Genomic DNA, 17,345 nt, shown 5'->3' with positions numbered 1-17,345 from the left:
GGTCCGGCGGGTCCTACAGGCCGACCTCGCGCATGAGCATGCCGACCTCGGTGTTGGTCAGACGGCGCAGCCAGCCGGACTTCTGGTCGCCGAGCTCGATCGGGCCGAAGGAGGTCCGGACGAGCTTCTCGACGGGGAAGCCGGCCTCCGCCATCATGCGGCGGACGATGTGCTTGCGGCCCTCGTGGAGGGTGACCTCGACGAGGTAGTTCTTGCCGACCTGGTCGACGACGCGGAAGTGGTCGGCGCGGGCGTACCCGTCCTCCAGCTCGATGCCGTCCTTGAGCCGCTTGCCGATCTCGCGGGGCAGCGGGCCGGTGATGGCGGCGACGTAGGTCTTCTTCACGCCGTACTTGGGGTGCGTGAGGCGGTGGGCCAGCTCACCGTGGTTGGTGAGCAGGATGATGCCCTCGGTCTCGGTGTCGAGCCGGCCGACGTGGAACAGGCGCGTCTCGCGGTTGGTGACGTAGTCGCCGAGGCACTGGCGGCCGTCGGGGTCCTCCATGGTGGAGACGACGCCGGCCGGCTTGTTCAGCGCGAAGAACAGGTACGACTGGGTGGCGACGGTGAGGCCGTCCACCTTGATCTCGTCCTTCGGCAGGACGCGCTTGCCCTGCTCCAGCACGATCTCGCCGTTGACCTCGACGCGGGCCTGCTCGATGAGCTCCTCGCAGGCGCGGCGCGATCCCATGCCGGCGCGGGCGAGCACCTTCTGCAGGCGCTCCCCCTCCTCCTCGGCACCCGGGAAGGTCTTGGGGGTCTTGATCACGGGCTTGTCGGCGTACCGGTCGCGCACGCGCTCCTCGATCCGCGCGTCCAGCTCGCGGGGACGGGACTGGCCGCTGCGGCTGCCGGGGCCGCGGCGCGGGCCGCCGGCCCCGCCGATGCCGGGGGTCCTGGAGGTCTTGGGGCCGCCCTTGGCACCACCGCGTGCGTCGGCGCCGCGGGCACCGCCGCCGCGGTTGCCGTCGGCCGCGCCGCGGGCGCCGCCGCCGCCGGCCTTGGCACCGCCGCGGCCGTTGCGCTCGCCCTCGGGGCCGACGTCGTAGCGGCGCTCCTCGGGGCGGGGGTTGCGGATGCGGGGGGCCGGCTGGTCGCGGTCCCGGTCCCGGTCACGCGCGTCGGAGCCGCCCTGGTAGCCACCGCCCTGGTAGCCGCCGGAGCTGCCGCCGCGGGAGCCGCCCTGGTAGCCGCCGGAGCTGCCACCGCGGGAGCCGCCCTGGTAGCCGCCGCCGGAGCTGCCACCACGGGAACCGCCCTGGTAGCCGCCGGAGCTGCCGCCGCGGGAGCCGCCCTGGTAGCCGCCGGAGCTGCCGCCGCGGGAGCCGCCCTGGTAGCCGCCGGAGCTGCCGCCGCGGGAGCCGCCGGAGCCACCGCCCTGGTAGCCGCCGCCGGAGCTGCCGCCACGGGAACCGCCGCCCTGGTAGCCGCCGGAGCTGCCGCCGCGGGAGCCGCCGCCGGAGCTGCTGCTGCCGCCGGAGCCGCCACCGCGGTAGCCACCACCGCCGCTGGAGGAGCCGCCGCGGGGGTTACCGCGCCCGCCGCTGCCGCCTCCGCTGTTCCTGTTGCCGCCACCGTTGCCGTTGCCGCTGCTTCGCATCAAAGTTCCGTCGTCTTGTCGTCGTCTGCATCTGTGTCCGGTGCGTCCGGATCGAACGACGGAACACCTTCCTGCGTCTCGGCTTCGATCGCCTCCGCCTCGGGGAGGAAGGGCGCGAGCTCCGGGAGCTCGTCAAGGCCGCGCAGGCCCATCCGCTCCAAAAAGTGGTTCGTCGTCCTGTACAGGATCGCACCTGTTTCAGGTTCCGTCCCCGCCTCCTCCACCAGACCGCGCTGCAGGAGGGTCCGCATGACCCCGTCGCAGTTGACTCCGCGCACCGCGGACACCCGGGACCGGCTCACCGGCTGGCGGTACGCGACGACCGCCAGGGTCTCCAGCGCCGCCTGGGTCAGCCGGGCCTGCTGGCCGTCCAGGACGAAGGCCTCGACGGCCTCGGCGTACTGCGCCCGGCTGTAGAAGCGCCACCCGCCGGCGACCAGGCGCAGCTCGAAGCCGCGGCCCGCCGCCGTGTACGCGTCGGCCAGCTCCCGCAGTGCCTCGGCCACCTCACGCGGGGTGCGCTCCAGCACCTTCGCCAGGTGGGCCTCGGTCGCGGGCTCGTCCACGACCATCAGGACGGCCTCCAGCGCCGGCTTCAGCTCCAGCGCGGCCACCGCGCCCGCGTCGCTCATTCCTTCGCCTCCACGATCTGGTCGAACTCGTCGGTCACGGTCGGCATCCCGTCGCCGTCCCCGCCGCTCCAGCGCACGGTCAGGGTCTGCAGGGCCTCTTCCTGGTCGAGGACCACGGCCTTCTCCCGGTACAGCTCCAGGAGGGCGAGGAAGCGGGCGACCACGGTCAGGGTGTCCGGTGCGTCCTCGGTCAGCTCCTGGAAGGTGGCCTCGCCGCGCGTCTTGAGCAGGCGCACCACGAGGCCCGCCTGCTCCCGGACGCTGACCAGGGGGGCGTGGATGTGGTCGACGTACACCTGCGGCCGGGCCTTCGGCTGCATCGCCTTGACGGCGAGGCGGGCGAAGCCCTCGGGGCCGATGCTGATGACCACCTCGGGCAGCAGTTCGGCGTGGTGCGGCTCCAGGCCGACGGTACGCGGGTAGCGCCGGGACTCGGCCTCGGTCCGGCGCTCGAAGATCTCCGCGATCTGCTTGTACGCCTTGTACTGAAGCAGCCGGGCGAAGAGCAGGTCCCGGGCCTCCAGCAGGGCCAGGTCGGCCTCGTCCTCGACTTCGGCGGCGGGCAGCAGCCGGGCGGCCTTCAGGTCGAGCAGGGTGGCGGCAACGACGAGGAACTCGGTGGTCTGGTCGAGGTCCCAGTCCGGCCCGCCGGCCCGGATGTGCGCCATGAACTCGTCGGTGACCCGGGACAGCGCCACCTCGGTGACATCGAGCTTGTGCCGCGAGATCAGCTGGAGCAGCAGGTCGAAGGGGCCCTCGAAGTTGTCCAGCCGCAGCGTGAACCGCCCGTCACCCGCCGGCCCGGCGGAGGCTTCGGCCGGCGGCCCGGCGGACCCTGCGCCGCCCCCGGCGGGCGGCGCAGGGGCCTGGACGGGACGAGCGGCGGCCTGCACGCCCTCGGGGCCCGCCTCGGGCTCCGCTCCCCCCGCGTCATACGCGAGGGCCTCAGCGGGCGGCTCAGGGGCCTGCACGCCACCCGGCCCGCCGGGCCCGCGTCCCAGCGGGCGTCGGTTCGGTCGGCCGGCTTCGGCGGAGGGGGGCATCGCGGTCCAGGCTGGTGGGGGGCGGTCGGCGGGCGTCCCGGGCAGCCTAGTGCCGTGACCGGCCCATCGGACCGCACGACCGGGCACACCCGCTGCGACGCGCCGCCGCCCTGCGGCCACCACCAGGGGGGCGGCGGTCTCACCGGCAGGGGGCGGAGCGGGTACCGGCACGCCCGGCGCTGCGACTCTGCGGGGGCCGCGGCGCGCGGCAGGGGGCGGAGCGGGTACCGGCGCGCCCGGCGCTGCGACTCTGCGAAGGCCGCGCAGGCCCGGGGCGGGTAGCGGCGCGCCCGGCGCTGCGACCCGCCAGGGCCGCGCGGGCCCGGGTCCGGGAGCGCGCCCGGCGCTGCGACTCTGCGAAGGCCGCGCAGGCCCGGCGCTGCGACCCGCCAGGGCCGCGCGGGCCCGGGTCCGGGAACGCGCCCGGTGCTGCGACTCTGCGAAGGCCGCGCAGGCCCGGCGCTGCGACCCGCCAGGGCCGCGCGGGCCCGGGTCCGGGAACGCGCCCGGTGCTGCGACTCTGCGGGTGCCGCGCAGGCCCGGGGCGGGTAGCGGCGCGCCCGGCGCTGCGACCCGCCAGGGCCGCGCGGGCCAGGGTCCGGGAGCGCGCCCGGCGCTGCGACTCTGCGAAGGCCGCACAGGCCCGGCGCTGCGACCCGCCGGGGCCGCGCGGGCCCCGGTCCGGGCGGCCCGGGAGCGGTCAGCGGCCGCGCAGGCGGCGGACCAGGATGCTGGCGTCACCACGGGACTCGAGGTCCGCCAGGACCACCGCCACCGCCTCGCGGACGATGCGCCCGCGGTCGACCGCCAGGCCATGCTCCCCGCGCAGCACCAGCCGTGCGTGCTCCAGGTCCATGAGCTCCTCGGCGGAGACGTACACGGTGATCTTCTCGTCGTGCCGTTCCCGCCCGCTGGGCCGCCGGTTCGCCCCCCGGCCCTGGCCCTTGCCCCGCCCGCCGGCCGGGGCTCCGGCCGGGCTGACAGAACCTTCCTGCGGTCTGCGCGGCTGCCCCACCACGGGCCCGCCGGACGCCGGGGCCTCGGCCTCCCGGCTGCGGCCCTCTCCCGCCGTGCCCTCGGCCGGGCTGGCCGAGTGCTCCGCGGCGGGCGCCTCCTCGGCTCCCCGCCGCGGCGAGGACGACTGGAGTGCCATCCCCCCGGTCGTTCGGAACAGTTCGTCGGCTCCGGGCAGACTCACTCGGCGTGACACCGGGCGAGCACCTCCCTGGCCAGCTGGCGGTAGGCGGCGGCGCCGACGGAGTTGGACGCGTACGTGGTGATCGGCTCGCCGGCGACCGTGGTCTCCGGGAAGCGCACCGTCCGGCCGATGACCGTGTGGTAGACGTGGTCGTCGAAGGCCTCGACGACCCGCGCCAGCACCTCGCGGCTGTGCACCGTGCGGGAGTCGTACATCGTGGCGAGGATGCCGTCGAGCTCCAGCTCCGGGTTGAGCCGCTCCTGCACCTTCTCGATGGTCTCGGTCAGCAGCGCCACGCCGCGCAGCGCGAAGAACTCGCACTCCAGCGGGACGATGACCTTGTGAGCCGCCGTCAGGGCGTTCACGGTCAGCAGGCCGAGCGAGGGCTGGCAGTCGATCACGATGTAGTCGTAGTCGGCCATCAGGGGCTTCAGCGCCCGCTGGAGCGTCGACTCGCGCGCGACCTCGCTGACCAGCTGCACCTCGGCAGCGGACAGGTCGATGTTGCTCGGCAGCAGGTCCATGTTGGGGACCGCCGTCTTCAGCAGCACCTCGTCGGCCGACATGCCCCGCTCCATGAGCAGGTTGTAGACCGTCAGGTCGAGTTCCATCGGGTTCACGCCGAGGCCCACGGACAGTGCGCCCTGCGGGTCGAAGTCGACGAGCAGCACCCGGCGCCCGTACTCGGCGAGCGCGGCGCCCAGGTTGATGGTCGACGTGGTCTTGCCCACGCCGCCCTTCTGGTTGCACATCGCGATGATCTTCGCGGGACCGTGGTCGGTCAGCGGGCCCGGGATGGGGAAGTACGGCAGCGGCCGTCCGGTCGGGCCGATCCGCTCGCGGCGCTGGCGGGCAGCGTCGGGGGCGAGAGTGGCCGCGTACTCGGGGTCCGGCTCGTACTCCGCGTCGGGGTCGTAGAAGTGCCCTTCGGGCACGTTGTCGTAGTCGGCGAAACCCACGGGCTTTTCGCCGCTCGGGTCGCCGGCCCTGGAGTTCACGTCTAGGCCGTCCATGCTGTTTCGGGGCGTCGTCATGTGCTGGTGGTTTGCGAAGGTGCGTACTGCGACGGAGCCGACGGTTTCGAGCCCGGCAGGGCCCTGGCCCCGCTCGGGCATGTCCGCCCGACCACCTCCAGGAGCAAATGTCGACTCATTCACAAGTCGTCTTACCTCCTCGGACGCGACCAGGACACTTATCGATAGGTCAGCGTGGCACCATGCCGACGGTTGGCGACTCTATGGCGTGTCACCACTCAGCGGCAACACAATCCACCGGACCCGGCACGATGTGTCGGCAACCGAACACCACTCTGTCAAGGGCGCGCGGACTGTCGCCGCGAAGTTTCGCAGGTGTGCGAAAGGGTTAAAGGGTTACGTTCGAGGCGAGTTGAGCGGCCCTCCGGAGCGGACCGCAAACACGTCCGGCCGGACCTTGCGGGCAAGGTCCGGCCGGAGACGTGAGATTGACGTCAGTCGTTGACGCGTCAGCCGAGCAGCGTGCTCAGCTCAAGCGTCTCCAGGCCGTGGGCCTCGGCGACCGGGCCGTAAACGACCTTGCCGTCATGGGTGTTGAGGCCCAGGGCGAGCGCCGGGTCGCGGCGCAGCGCCTCGGCCCAGCCCAGGTTCGCGAGCTGCACGATGTAGGGCATCGTCGCGTTGGTCAGGGCGTAGGTGGAGGTGTTCGGCACCGCGCCCGGCATGTTGGCCACGCAGTAGAAGACCGAGTTGTGGACCTGGAAGGTCGGCTCGGCGTGGGTGGTCGGACGGGAGTCCTCGAAGCAGCCGCCCTGGTCGATCGCAATGTCGACAAGGACACTTCCGGGCTTCATCTTGGCGACGAGCTCGTTGGTGACCAGCTTCGGGGCCTTCGCACCCGGGATCAGCACGGCGCCGATGACGAGGTCGGCCTCGACGACGGCCTTCTCGAGCTCGAAGGCGTTGGAGACGATCGTCTTGATCTTCGTACCGAAGATCTTGTCGGCCTCGCGGAGCTTGTTGATGTCCTTGTCGAGCAGGGTCACGTGGAAGCCCATGCCGATGGCGATCTGCGCGGCGTTCCAGCCGGAGACACCGCCGCCGATGACCACGCACTCGCCGGCGTGGGTGCCGGGCACGCCGCCCGGGAGCACGCCGCGGCCGCCGGCCGAGCGCATCAGGTGGTAGGCGCCGACCTGGGGAGCCAGCCGGCCCGCGACCTCGGACATCGGGGCGAGCAGCGGCAGCGCGCGGCCCACCTCGACGGTCTCGTACGCGATCGCGGTGGTGCCGGACTCCAGCAGGGCGTCCGTGCACTCGCGGGAGGCGGCGAGGTGCAGGTAGGTGAAGAGCGTCTGGTCCTTGCGGAGGCGGTGGTACTCCTCGGCGATCGGCTCCTTGACCTTCAGCAGCAGGTCGGCGGTGGCCCACACCTCGTCGGCCGTACCGAGGATCTCGGCGCCGGCGGAGACGTACTCCGCGTCCGTGATCGAGGAACCCACACCGGCGTTCTGCTCGATGAAGACCTGGTGGCCGTTGCGGACCAGCTCATGCACGCCGGCAGGCGTGATGGCGACCCGGAACTCGTTGTTCTTGACCTCGCGGGGGATGCCGACCTTCATCGTCGATCACGGTCCTTGGCTTGGGGGATTTACGGGGCACTTCCATACATACCCGCTCACAAGAACGCGCAACGGGATGCACCACGGGATGCCGCGGTGAACCCAGTCTAATGAAGGATGAGTCGCTGTCTAGCCTTGCAAACGAATAATCTCAGTCGGAAGCACTACGGATTTCGCAGGCTGCGGGGTCGTCTCCCAGCAATCGATCAGCTGCGGAGCGGTGCAGCCTGGCCGCCGCGGGGTCCCCGAGCCGGTCCAGTGTGTCGGCCAGGCGCACCTCCAGCGCGGCCTGGAGCCGCAGGTCCTCCGCCCGGCGGGCCAGCTCCACCGCCTCCCGGCAGGTGTGCAGCGACTCCTCGGGGCGCCCGGCGTACTCCTGGACCCGGGCCATCTCGCTCAACGCCTTTGCCTGGCCCGGGACATCGGCCAGCTTCCGGTACCCCGCGGCGGCCGCACGCCAGCTGCGCAGCGCGTCCCCGTACCGGCCCGCATAGGTGTGCACGTTGCCCAGCCGGCCGTACAGCCGTGCCTCGTCCGCGCGCTGCCCCCGCGCGAGGGCCTGGGAGAGGGCCCGGCCGAACCAGTCGGCGGCCCGGTGCCAGTCGGTCAGCTCCGCATAGGCGCCGCCTACGGATTCCATCGCCCGGCCCGTCGCGTACGGGTCGTTCGCCGCGCGTCCGGCGTCCAGCGCGGCCCGGTAGCGCTCCAGAGCCTCCCGGGTACGGCCGGTCTCGGCGTCCAGGTCGGCCAGGTTCAGCAGCGCGGCGGCCTGTTCCCGGTACAGGCTGCGGCGCTCGGCCACGTCCAGCACCAGGCAGTGCAGCCCGTACAGCTCGGGGGCCGCCCCGGCGGTGCCGCGGTGGTCCGCCAGCGCGCGGACGAGGGCGGCGATCAGCCGGCGGGCCAGGGTGTCCAGCTCCCCGTCGGCCACGGCCAGGGAGGCGGCCGCGGTCAGCGCGGGCAGCCGGGTGTCGAGCCAGGTGGCGGCGGACCGCCGGTCGGGGAAGCGCAGAGCGCGAGGGGTGCCGTCCAGCTTCGCCCGGGGGTCGAGGACTCCGTCCTCCTGGTCGGCGGGCGCGGCCATGGCGCGGCACGAGTGCAGCAGCCGTACGGTCCGCTCCAGCATCCTGGCCCGGGCCAGCTGCACCTCGGCCGGGCGCTCCTTGGCCTCCAGCAGGGCCTGGAGCAGGGGCGTGAGGCAGCCGGGCAGCATGAAGAGCCCGTCGTGGGCGGGCCGGACGAGGCCGAGCCCGGCGAAATCGTCCAGGGTGGACTGCGCGGCGGCCACGGAGCAGCCGGCGAGCGCGGAGGCGGTGTGGGAGTCGACGATGCCGGCCGGGGCGAGCGGCAGCAGCCGCAGGGTGCGCTGGGCGGGCTGCGGGAGGGATTCGTAGACGAGGCGGAATGCGCGGGCCAGCGGGCCGCCGATGCCCGCCGGCATGTCGTGCAGCTGCTTGGCCACGTCCGCGACGGCTGCCTTGGGGTGCGCGGCGAGCCAGCCGCCGACGAGGCCGAGCGCGGCGGGCTGGCCGCCGCACTCCTCGGCGAGCGTCTCGGCCGCCCGGGGGTCCGCGGTGACGCGGATGTCCCCGATGCGCTGGACCAGCAGTTCGACGGCGGACGGGGTGTCCAGCCCGCCGAGGGTGCAGGGCCGGACGTCGGGGATCCCGGTGAGCGGCCCCTCGGCGGTGACCACGACCAGGCATTCGGGGGTGTCCGGCAGCAGGGCGTCGACCTGGTGCGGGTCGGCGGCGTCGTCGACGAGGACGATCGCCCGCCGTCCGGCCAGGGCCTCCCGCAGGGTGGCGCTCAACTCGTCCTCGCCGGCTCCCGGCGGGGTGGTGTGCCCGAGGTCCTCCAGCAGGCCCCGGACGGCCCGCTCGGTGGCGACGGCCTCGCCGCCGGGGGTGGTGAGCCGGGTCCGGAGCACCCCGTCGGGGTAGGCCTCGGCGACCTCGCGCACGAACTCCTCGGCCAGGGCGGTACGGCCGGAGCCGGGCCGTCCGGCGATGAGCAGCACCCGTGCTCTGGGCGCTTTGGCCTTGCGGCCCGAGAGGGTGTCGAGCCCGGTCCGTGCGATGTCCTCGCGCAGCTCCTTGAGCTCACGCCGCCGCCCGACGAAATCCGTCACGGATCCGCTCCTCTCCCTGCCATCGGGTTGCGAGCGTAGTTCACGCAGAGCGACGACCCGTGGGGAGCGCGGCGGGCACATCCCCCGATCGGATCAGCGGATGGTCCGCTTTTCTGCCGACGGCAGGCGCGGCCGGCCGCCGCGGGGCGCGCCGGGGCCGTACGGAGGCGGCGCGGCGGACGGCGGCTCCAGCGTGCCCCGGGCGCCGCCCCCGCGGCCCATCGGGTCCCCCGCGGCCTGCTACGCCTCGTACGGGCGGGCCGGCCAGGGGGCCAGGGCCGGGCGCAGGGAGTCCGCGCCGCCGGAGGCCAGGGCCGCGGACAGCGCCAGGACGCCCGTCACCAGGCCCGGGTTGCCGAGCCGGCCCGCCAGCACGCCGGCCACCAGCTCCTGGAGGGGGACCCGGGCGATCTCCATGTCGGCCTCCTCCTCGGAGACCTCGTACCGCGCGCCCTCGGCCTCCGCCAGGTCCCGCGCCAGGAAGATCCGCACCGCCTCGTCGGAGCCCCCCGGCGAGCTGAAGAAGTCGGCCAGGACCCGCCAGTCCTCCGCCTTGACGTGCGCCTCCTCGTACAGCTCGCGCTGGGCGGCGTGCAGCGGGTTCTCCCCCGGCACGTCCAGCAGGCCCGCCGGGAGCTCCCACAGCCGGTGCCGCACCGGGTGCCGGAACTGCTTGAGCACCAGCACCCGCTGCTGCTCGTCGAGGGCCAGGACGCACACCGAGCCGGGGTGCACCTGGTAGTCGCGGCGCACCACCGCCCGGTCGGGCATCCGGACCTGGTCCGAACGCACCGCCGTCTTCGCCCCCTCGAACGGCGTGCGCGAGGCGATGATCTCCCACGACTCCGGCGTGTCCACGATGTCGTTGCCCATGGCCATGGCCCGTACCTTCCCGAGAAACGCGACAGCCGGGGCACGTGCGTGCCCCGGCTGTCTACGGTATGCGGTCAGACGCTCACTTCGCGGACTGCTGGCGCTCCACGGCCGCCTTGACCAGGCCCGCGAAGAGCGGGTGCGGGCGGGTCGGGCGCGAGCGCAGCTCCGGGTGGGCCTGGGTGGCCACCAGGTAGGGGTGGACCTCGCGCGGGTACTCGACGTACTCGACGAGCTTGTTGTCCGGGGAGGTGCCGGAGAAGACCAGGCCGGCCTTCTGCTCCAGCTCGCCGCGGTAGGCGTTGTTGACCTCGTAGCGGTGGCGGTGGCGCTCGTCCACGTACGCCTGGTCGCCGTAGACCTCGCGCACGATGGAGCCCTCGGCGAGCTTCGCCGGGTACATGCCCAGGCGCATGGTGCCGCCCAGGTCGCCCGCGCCCTCGACGAAGGCCAGCTGCTCCTCCATCGTGGAGATCACCGGGTGCGGGGTGGAGGCGTCGAACTCGGTGGAGTTGGCGTCCTCGATGCCGGCGAGGTTGCGCGCGGCCTCGATGACCACGCACTGCAGGCCCAGGCACAGGCCGAGCAGCGGGATCCGGTTCTCGCGGGCGTAGGTGATCGCGCCGACCTTGCCGTTGACGCCGCGGTCGCCGAAGCCGCCGGGCACGCAGACCGCGTCCACGTCGCCGAGCACCGCGGCCGCGCCGGCCGGGGTCTTGCAGTCGTCGGAGGCGACCCACTTGATCTGCACGCGGGCCTTGTTGGCGAACCCGCCGGCGCGCAGCGCCTCGGTCACCGACAGGTAGGCGTCGGGCAGGTCGATGTACTTGCCGACGAGCGCGACCTTGACCTCGTGGTCGGGGTTGTGGACCCGGTCGAGCAGGTCCTCCCACACCGTCCAGTTGACGTCGCGGAAGGGCAGGTCCAGCTTGCGGACGACGTACGCGTCCAGGCCCTCGGTGTGCAGCACCTTGGGGATGTCGTAGATCGACTTGGCGTCGATGGCCGCGACCACGGCTGCCTCGTCCACGTCGCACATCAGCGAGATCTTGCGCTTGATGGAGGTGGGGACCTCGCGGTCGGCGCGCAGCACGATCGCGTCGGGCTGGATGCCGATGTTGCGCAGGGCGGCGACGGAGTGCTGGGTGGGCTTGGTCTTCAGCTCGCCGGAGGGGCCGATGTAGGGCAGCAGCGAGATGTGCACGACGAAGACGTTGTCGCGGCCGACCTCGTGGCGGACTTGGCGGACCGTCTCCAGGAAGGGCAGCGACTCGATGTCGCCGACGGTGCCGCCGACCTCGGTGATGACCACGTCGACGTCCGCGGTGGCCATCCGGCGGATGCGGTGCTTGATCTCGTTGGTGATGTGCGGGATGACCTGCACGGTGTCGCCGAGGTACTCGCCGCGCCGCTCCTTGGCGATGACCTGCGAGTAGACCTGGCCGGTGGTGACGTTGGCCGAGCCGTCGAGGTCCACGTCGAGGAAGCGCTCGTAGTGGCCGATGTCCAGGTCGGTCTCGGCGCCGTCGTTGGTGACGAACACCTCGCCGTGCTGGAACGGGTTCATGGTGCCCGGGTCGACGTTCAGGTACGGGTCGAGCTTCTGCATCGTGACCCGCAGGCCGCGCGCCTTCAGCAGCGCACCCAGGCTGGAGGCCGTCAGGCCCTTGCCGAGGGACGAAGCGACACCCCCGGTGACGAAGATGTGCTTGGTCGTCATGGCTGTGCTGTTTCGAAAAGCAGCGGGCGGCGTCGCCAAGAGGGGGCTCCCGTGGTCGCGAGGTGAGGTGCGTCCGGCGCCGGTCACCGTCGATCCGGAAGGGTCTCAGGGGGCGCCGAAGCTGCGGTTTCGGGGTTCCTGGTTCGCACAGGCAGACCACCGGTCCACGGGGTACCAGCCTATCAGCGCCCGGGCCGGTCCGCCTCCGGCCACGCGGCGCGCGCGGACCGCGCGGGCCGCCGGACCCGCATATGCGCTGGTCACCCGATCGGCCGAGGCGCATTCTTCCGGGCCTTGGCGGGATCACTAGGGTGCCGTCATATCCTGCTCGGATATTGCACACATCGCCGCCGAGCAGTCCGGCAGACGGCCTCACACCGCCGCATACGGAATCATGGGCTCGGCGCGGAGTTCCCCACCCACGGGAGACCGCGCAACAGCGCACCCAATGCAAGCGCCCTTCGGGGCGGACGTGGCCGTTCGACTGGAGATGCACGTGTCCGGGCGCATCGAGGATTACGCACTGATCGGGGACATGCAGACCGCGGCGTTGGTCTGCCGGGACGGGGCGGTGGACTGGTTGTGTCTGCCACGTTTCGACTCCCATGCCGTGTTCGCGAGCCTCCTCGGCACCGAGGACCACGGGTTCTGGCGGATCGGACCCGCCTTCCCGGCGGGCACCGAGGCACCGCGGGCCACCCGCCGCCGCTACCGCGGCGACTCGCTGGTGCTGGAGTCCGAGTGGGACACCCCGCGCGGCACGGTCCGCGTGATCGATTTCATGCCGCCGCGCGAGGACCACGCGCCGCAGCTGATCCGCATCGTGGAGGGCGTCTCCGGACGCGTCAAGATGCACTCCGCCCTGCGCATGCGCTTCAGCTACGGCCGGGTCGTGCCCTGGGTGCACCAGGTCGACGGGCGCACCGTCGCCGTGGCCGGCCCGGACTCGATCTGGCTGGACACCGATGCGCAGACCTACGGCAAGGACCTGACGACCTATTCCGACTTCACGGTGGGCCCGGGCGACCGGGTGGCCTTCAGCATCAGCTGGCAGCCCTCCCACCGGGGCGCGCCGGAACTGCCGGACGCCGAGGCCGCCCTCGGGTCGACCGACGAGTTCTGGCGCGACTGGGTGGAGCAGTGCACCTACCACGGGCCCTACCGGGAGGCCGTGGTCCGCTCCCTGATCACCCTCAAGGCCCTCACGTACGGCCCCACGGGCGGGATCGTCGCCGCGCCGACCACCTCGCTGCCGGAGGAGATCGGCGGGGTCCGCAACTGGGACTACCGCTACACGTGGCTGCGGGACGCGGCCATCACCCTGTCCTCGCTGCTGCGCACCGGCTACCGCGAGGAGGCCCGCGCCTGGCGCGAGTGGCTGCTGCGCGCGGTGGCCGGCGACCCGGAGAACCTCCAGATCATGTACGGGATCGCGGGCGAGCGGGAGCTCGGCGAGACCGAGCTGGACTGGCTGCCCGGGTACGAGAACTCCAGCCCGGTCCGCGTCGGCAACGGCGCGGCGGGCCAGCTCCAGCTCGACGTGTACGGCGAGGTCACCGAGGCCCTGCACCTGGGCCACATGACCGGCCTGGCCCGCAGCGACTACGCCTCGCTGCTCCAGCTGAAGCTGATCCGCTACCTGGAGACGCACTGGGACCAGCCCGACGAGGGCATCTGGGAGGTCCGCGGTCCGCGCCGGCACTTCGTGCACTCGAAGGTCATGGCCTGGGTGGCCGTGGACCGCACGATCAAGCTGATCGAGAGCGGGGACGCGGACGGCCCGCTGGAGCGCTGGCGCGAACTGCGCGACGAGATCCACCAGGACGTCTGCGAGAAGGGCTACGACAAGGAGCGCAACACCTTCACCCAGTCCTACGGGTCGAAGGAGCTGGACGCCTCCCTGCTGCTGATCCCGCAGATGGGCTTCCTGCCGCCGGACGACAAGCGGGTCATCGGCACGATCGAGGCGATCCAGCGCGAGCTGTCCACCCCCGACGGCTTCATCCTGCGCTACCCGACGGCCGGCGAGCAGGCCGGCGTGGACGGGCTGGAGGGCGACGAGGGCGCGTTCCTCGCCTGCTCGTTCTGGATGGCCGACGACCTGGCGATGATCGGCCGGGTGGACGAGGCGCGGCGGCTCTTCGAGCGGCTGCTCTCGCTGCGCAACGACCTCGGGCTGCTGGCGGAGGAGTGGGACCCGCGGCTGCAGCGGCAGGTGGGCAACTTCCCCCAGGCCTTCAGCCACGTCCCGCTGATCGACACGGCGCTGCGGCTGACGGCGAGCGGGGCGTACGGGGGCTAGGCCGTCCTTCTCGGATCGTGTCGGCCCGGCCCGGGTCGTCCGGCGCGGTGCCGTGCCGGGCGGGCCGCGCCCCGACGAGATCCGCAGGGGACGGCCCGGGGCGCCTGGACGGGCCGCCGGCGCCGCCGTGCCCCGGTGATCGCCTCCGCCTACCCTGGAAGGGTCCCACGCCCTTCTCGGAAGGGGGAGCCATGGCGCCCTTCTCGAAGGCGGGCACGGCACTCGCCGCGCTCCGCGAGGATCTGGCCGGTGAGGTCATCACCGCGGACGACGCGGGGTACGACGGCGCCCGGGCGGTCTTCAACGGGATGATCGACCGCAGGCCGGCCGTCATCGCCCAGTGCGAGAGCACGGCCGACGTGGTCACCGCCGTCCGCTTCGCGCGGGAACTGGACCTGAAGGTCGCGGTCCGCGGGGGCGGGCACAGCGTCGCCGGGATGTCCCTCAACGACGGCGGCCTGGTCGTGGACCTGCGCCGGATGCACGAGGTGACGGTCCATCCGGCGGCGAAGGCGGTGCACGTGGAGGGCGGCGCCACCATGAGCCACCTGGACCGGGCCTGCCAGCCGTACGGGCTGGCCACGACCGGCGGCCGGGCCTCCACCACGGGGGTCGGCGGTTTCGTCCTGGGCGGCGGATCGGGCTGGCTGGACCGCAAGTTCGGCCTCGCGGTCGACAACCTGCTGGGAGTGGACCTGGTCACCGCCGACGGCGAGGCCGTCACCGCGACCGCCGAGGACCATCCGGAGCTGTTCTGGGCCCTGCACGGCGGCGGCGGCAACTTCGGCGTCGCGACCTCCCTGACGCTGCGCCTGCACGAGCTGCCCGCCATGTCCATGGCCATGCTGATGTACGCCCCCGCGTACGGGCCCGAGGCCGCCCGGCGCTTCCGGGACCTCCTCGACGACGGCCCGGTCGAGGCCGGCGGGGGCGTGCTGTACCTGACCGCCCCGCCGGAGCCCTTCGTACCGCCGCACCTCGTCGGCACCCTGCTCTGCGGCGTACTGCTGACCTACGCCGGGCCGCTGGAGCCGCTGCGCAAACTGGCCGGGCCGCTGCTGGAGCTGCCGCACGAGGTGGAGGTGGTCACCGCCCTCCCCTACGCGGACCTCCAGTGCATGATCGACGACCCGCCGGGGATGCGGAACTACTGGTCCGCCGAGTACGTCACGGGGCTGCCGGACGAGCTCGTCGAGGTGTTCTGCGCCCGCGCCCGCACCATGCCGGTGCCGACGGGCACCCAGCACATCCTCTTCCCGCTGGGCGGGGCCATCGCGGACGGCCCCTCGCAGTACCCGGTCCCCTACCGGGACTCCGCCTGGGCGGTGCACCCCTTCGGCATCTGGGAGGACCCCGCCGACGACGAGCGGTGCATCCGCTGGGTCAAGGAGGTGCGGGCCGACGTGCGTCCCTGGAGCAGCGGGGCCGTGTACCTCAACTTCACCGGCGACGAGGGCGCGGAGCGCGTGGCGCAGGGCATGGGAGAGGAGAACCTGCGCCGGCTGCGGGCCGTGAAACGGCAGTACGACCCGGACAACGTCTTCCGCTTCAACCACAACATCACGCCCGCGTGACCCCCTGGTAGCGTCCCGCGACATGGACAACCAGGGCGGGATCACGGTTCAGCGGGCACTGGAGCTGCCGGGGCTGCGCAGCGGGCTGCCCGAGGTGATGGCCTGCGCAGACCGCCTGGGCCGGACCGTCCGCTGGGTGCACGCGGGCGAGGTGCCGAACATCGCCTCGCTGCTCAAGGGCGGCGAGCTGCTGCTGACCACGGGCCTGGGCCTGGGCACGCGCCCCGCCGAGCAGCGGGCGTTCGTACGCCGCCTCGCGGACCGGGGGATCGCCGCGCTGGTCGTCGAGCTCGGCCCGCGCTTCACCCGGCTGCCCGCGACGATCGTCGAGACGGCGCAGGCCGCCGGCCTGCCCCTGGTCCAGCTGCACCGGGAGGTCCCCTTCGTCACCGTCACGGAAGAGGTCCACACCGAGATCGTCAACCACCACTACGCGCTGCTCCAGCGCGCCGAGGAGGTGCACCGGCGCTGTACGGAGGCCCTCCTCGGCGGGGGCGGCATCCCCCAGGTGCTGCGCATCCTGGCGGACTTCACCGGCAACCCGGTGTTCCTGGAGACCCCGGACGGGCAGCTGCTGTACGCGGCCGGCAGCTCGGCCGGGGACCCGGGCGCGGATCCGCTCCAGGTGTGGGAGGGCCTGCGCGGGCAGCGCGAGGCGGGGCCCTCGGGGCACGCGGTGGTGGTCGACGTGCCGGGCGGCGGCCACGGCGCGGGCGCGGTGCGCGCGCGGGTCGTCCTCCTCGGCGTCTCGGCCCCCCTGCTCCCGGTGCACCGGATGGCGGCGGAGCGCACGGCGGGGGTCCTCGCGGTGGTGCTGATGCAGGCGCGGCAGGAGGAGGAGCTGGCGGCGCGGGGCCGCGGCGACTTCCTGACGGACCTGGCCGAAGGCCGGATCTCGGCGGAGGACGCACCGGCCCAGGCCCGGGTGCTGGGGTTCAAGCCCGGTGCGGGTCCGCTGCTGCCGGTGGTCATGCGGCTGTCCTCGGCCCTCGGGCCGTCCGGCAACTGGGCCGTCCTGGCCCGGGCGGTGCTGGAGGAGCTGTCGTCGGTGGGCGTGCCGGTCCTGCTGGGCGTGCGCCCCGTCGAGGGCCGGGTCCCGCTGCTGGTCTCGCTGCGCGCGGAGTCGGAGCGCACGGCCGTCGCGGACCGGGTCTCCGCGGCGCTGCGGGCCGGGGTCGAACGGGCCGGCCTCGACCGCGCCGCGGCCCCGCCCGCCGTGGTCGTCGGCGTCGCGGGCGGCTGGGCGGCCGCCTCGGCGGGTCTGCGGCACGCGGCGGAGACGGCCACGGCGGCTCACGGGCTCCCCGCCCGCCCCTGGTACGACGCCCGGCGCCTCGACATCGACCTGCTGCTGTGGCGGCTGCGCGAGCAGCCCGACCTGGCGGCCTTCGTGGAACGGGCGATCGGCGCGCTGCGCACCCACGACCTGGCCTCGCGCCCGCCGCTGCTGCCGACCCTGGAGACGTACCTGGCCCACGCGGGCCGCAAGGCGGAGACGGCCCGCGAACTGCACCTGAACCGGCAGACCCTGTACAACCGGCTGGCCCGCATCGCGGAGCTGCTGGGCACGGACCTGGACGACCCGGAGACGGTGCTGTCGCTGAGCCTGGCCCTGCGCGCCCGCCGCCACGTGGCGCCCGCAGCCGCCTCCGACCCGTCTTCCTGACGGGCTGACC

The 17,345-nt window shown here is 73.4% G+C and carries 12 protein-coding genes; 3 read left to right on the top strand and 9 right to left on the bottom strand.

Features of this window, described 5'->3' with window-relative positions:
- Positions 1-13 precede the first annotated feature (13 nt).
- The 9 genes from ACLJTM_RS26715 to ACLJTM_RS26675 form a co-directional block, all read right to left on the bottom strand.
- Entirely contained in the window at positions 14-1,600 is a 1,587-nt protein-coding gene (locus tag ACLJTM_RS26715) for a pseudouridine synthase (RefSeq protein WP_411106290.1), read from the bottom strand.
- Positions 1,600-2,232, bottom strand: coding sequence for an SMC-Scp complex subunit ScpB (gene scpB, locus ACLJTM_RS26710; RefSeq protein ID WP_411106289.1), 633 nt, complete (start codon positions 2,230-2,232; stop codon positions 1,600-1,602). The genes ACLJTM_RS26715 and scpB overlap by 1 nt, the downstream gene beginning before the upstream one ends.
- On the bottom strand, positions 2,229-3,542 hold the full coding sequence (locus tag ACLJTM_RS26705; RefSeq protein WP_411106627.1) for a segregation and condensation protein A: 1,314 nt from the start codon (positions 3,540-3,542) through the stop codon (positions 2,229-2,231). The genes scpB and ACLJTM_RS26705 overlap by 4 nt, the downstream gene beginning before the upstream one ends.
- Positions 3,543-3,975: 433 nt before the next feature.
- On the bottom strand, positions 3,976-4,485 hold the full coding sequence (locus ACLJTM_RS26700; RefSeq protein WP_411106288.1) for a hypothetical protein: 510 nt from the start codon (positions 4,483-4,485) through the stop codon (positions 3,976-3,978).
- Positions 4,470-5,588 (bottom strand): ParA family protein, encoded by a 1,119-nt coding sequence (locus tag ACLJTM_RS26695; protein ID WP_411106287.1) that lies wholly within the window; start codon positions 5,586-5,588, stop codon positions 4,470-4,472. The genes ACLJTM_RS26700 and ACLJTM_RS26695 overlap by 16 nt, the downstream gene beginning before the upstream one ends.
- A 368-nt stretch (positions 5,589-5,956) precedes the next feature.
- Positions 5,957-7,069 carry an alanine dehydrogenase gene (gene ald / locus ACLJTM_RS26690; RefSeq protein WP_411106286.1) on the bottom strand — a complete coding sequence of 371 codons (1,113 nt, stop codon included), beginning with the start codon at positions 7,067-7,069 and terminating at the stop codon, positions 5,957-5,959.
- 151 nt (positions 7,070-7,220) lie between these two features.
- A complete protein-coding gene (locus ACLJTM_RS26685) occupies positions 7,221-9,281 on the bottom strand; it encodes a tetratricopeptide repeat protein (RefSeq protein WP_411106285.1) in 2,061 nt (686 codons plus the stop codon).
- A 159-nt stretch (positions 9,282-9,440) separates the two neighbouring features.
- On the bottom strand, positions 9,441-10,079 hold the full coding sequence (locus tag ACLJTM_RS26680; RefSeq protein ID WP_411106284.1) for an NUDIX domain-containing protein: 639 nt from the start codon (positions 10,077-10,079) through the stop codon (positions 9,441-9,443).
- Between the two features lie 76 nt (positions 10,080-10,155).
- Positions 10,156-11,793 (bottom strand): CTP synthase, encoded by a 1,638-nt coding sequence (locus ACLJTM_RS26675; RefSeq protein ID WP_411106283.1) that lies wholly within the window; start codon positions 11,791-11,793, stop codon positions 10,156-10,158.
- Positions 11,794-12,265: 472 nt separating this feature from the next.
- Between ACLJTM_RS26675 and ACLJTM_RS26670 the strand changes: the two genes are divergently transcribed.
- The 3 genes from ACLJTM_RS26670 (at position 12,266) to ACLJTM_RS26660 (ending at position 17,335) form a co-directional block, all read left to right on the top strand.
- Positions 12,266-14,095, top strand: a complete 1,830-nt coding sequence (locus ACLJTM_RS26670) for a glycoside hydrolase family 15 protein (RefSeq protein WP_411106626.1) — start codon at positions 12,266-12,268, stop codon at positions 14,093-14,095.
- 191 nt (positions 14,096-14,286) lie between these two features.
- Entirely contained in the window at positions 14,287-15,669 is a 1,383-nt protein-coding gene (locus ACLJTM_RS26665) for an FAD-binding oxidoreductase (protein WP_411106282.1), read from the top strand.
- A 22-nt stretch (positions 15,670-15,691) separates the two neighbouring features.
- Positions 15,692-17,335, top strand: a complete 1,644-nt coding sequence (locus ACLJTM_RS26660; protein ID WP_411106281.1) for a PucR family transcriptional regulator — start codon at positions 15,692-15,694, stop codon at positions 17,333-17,335.
- Positions 17,336-17,345: the final 10 nt, after the last annotated feature.

Origin of the sequence: Streptomyces sp. cmx-4-9 (assembly GCF_046548835.1) — a bacterium.
GTDB lineage: Bacteria > Actinomycetota > Actinomycetes > Streptomycetales > Streptomycetaceae > Streptomyces.
The sequence above is the reverse complement of the archived record's forward strand: the minus strand, read 5'-3'. Positions and strand labels throughout refer to the sequence as shown.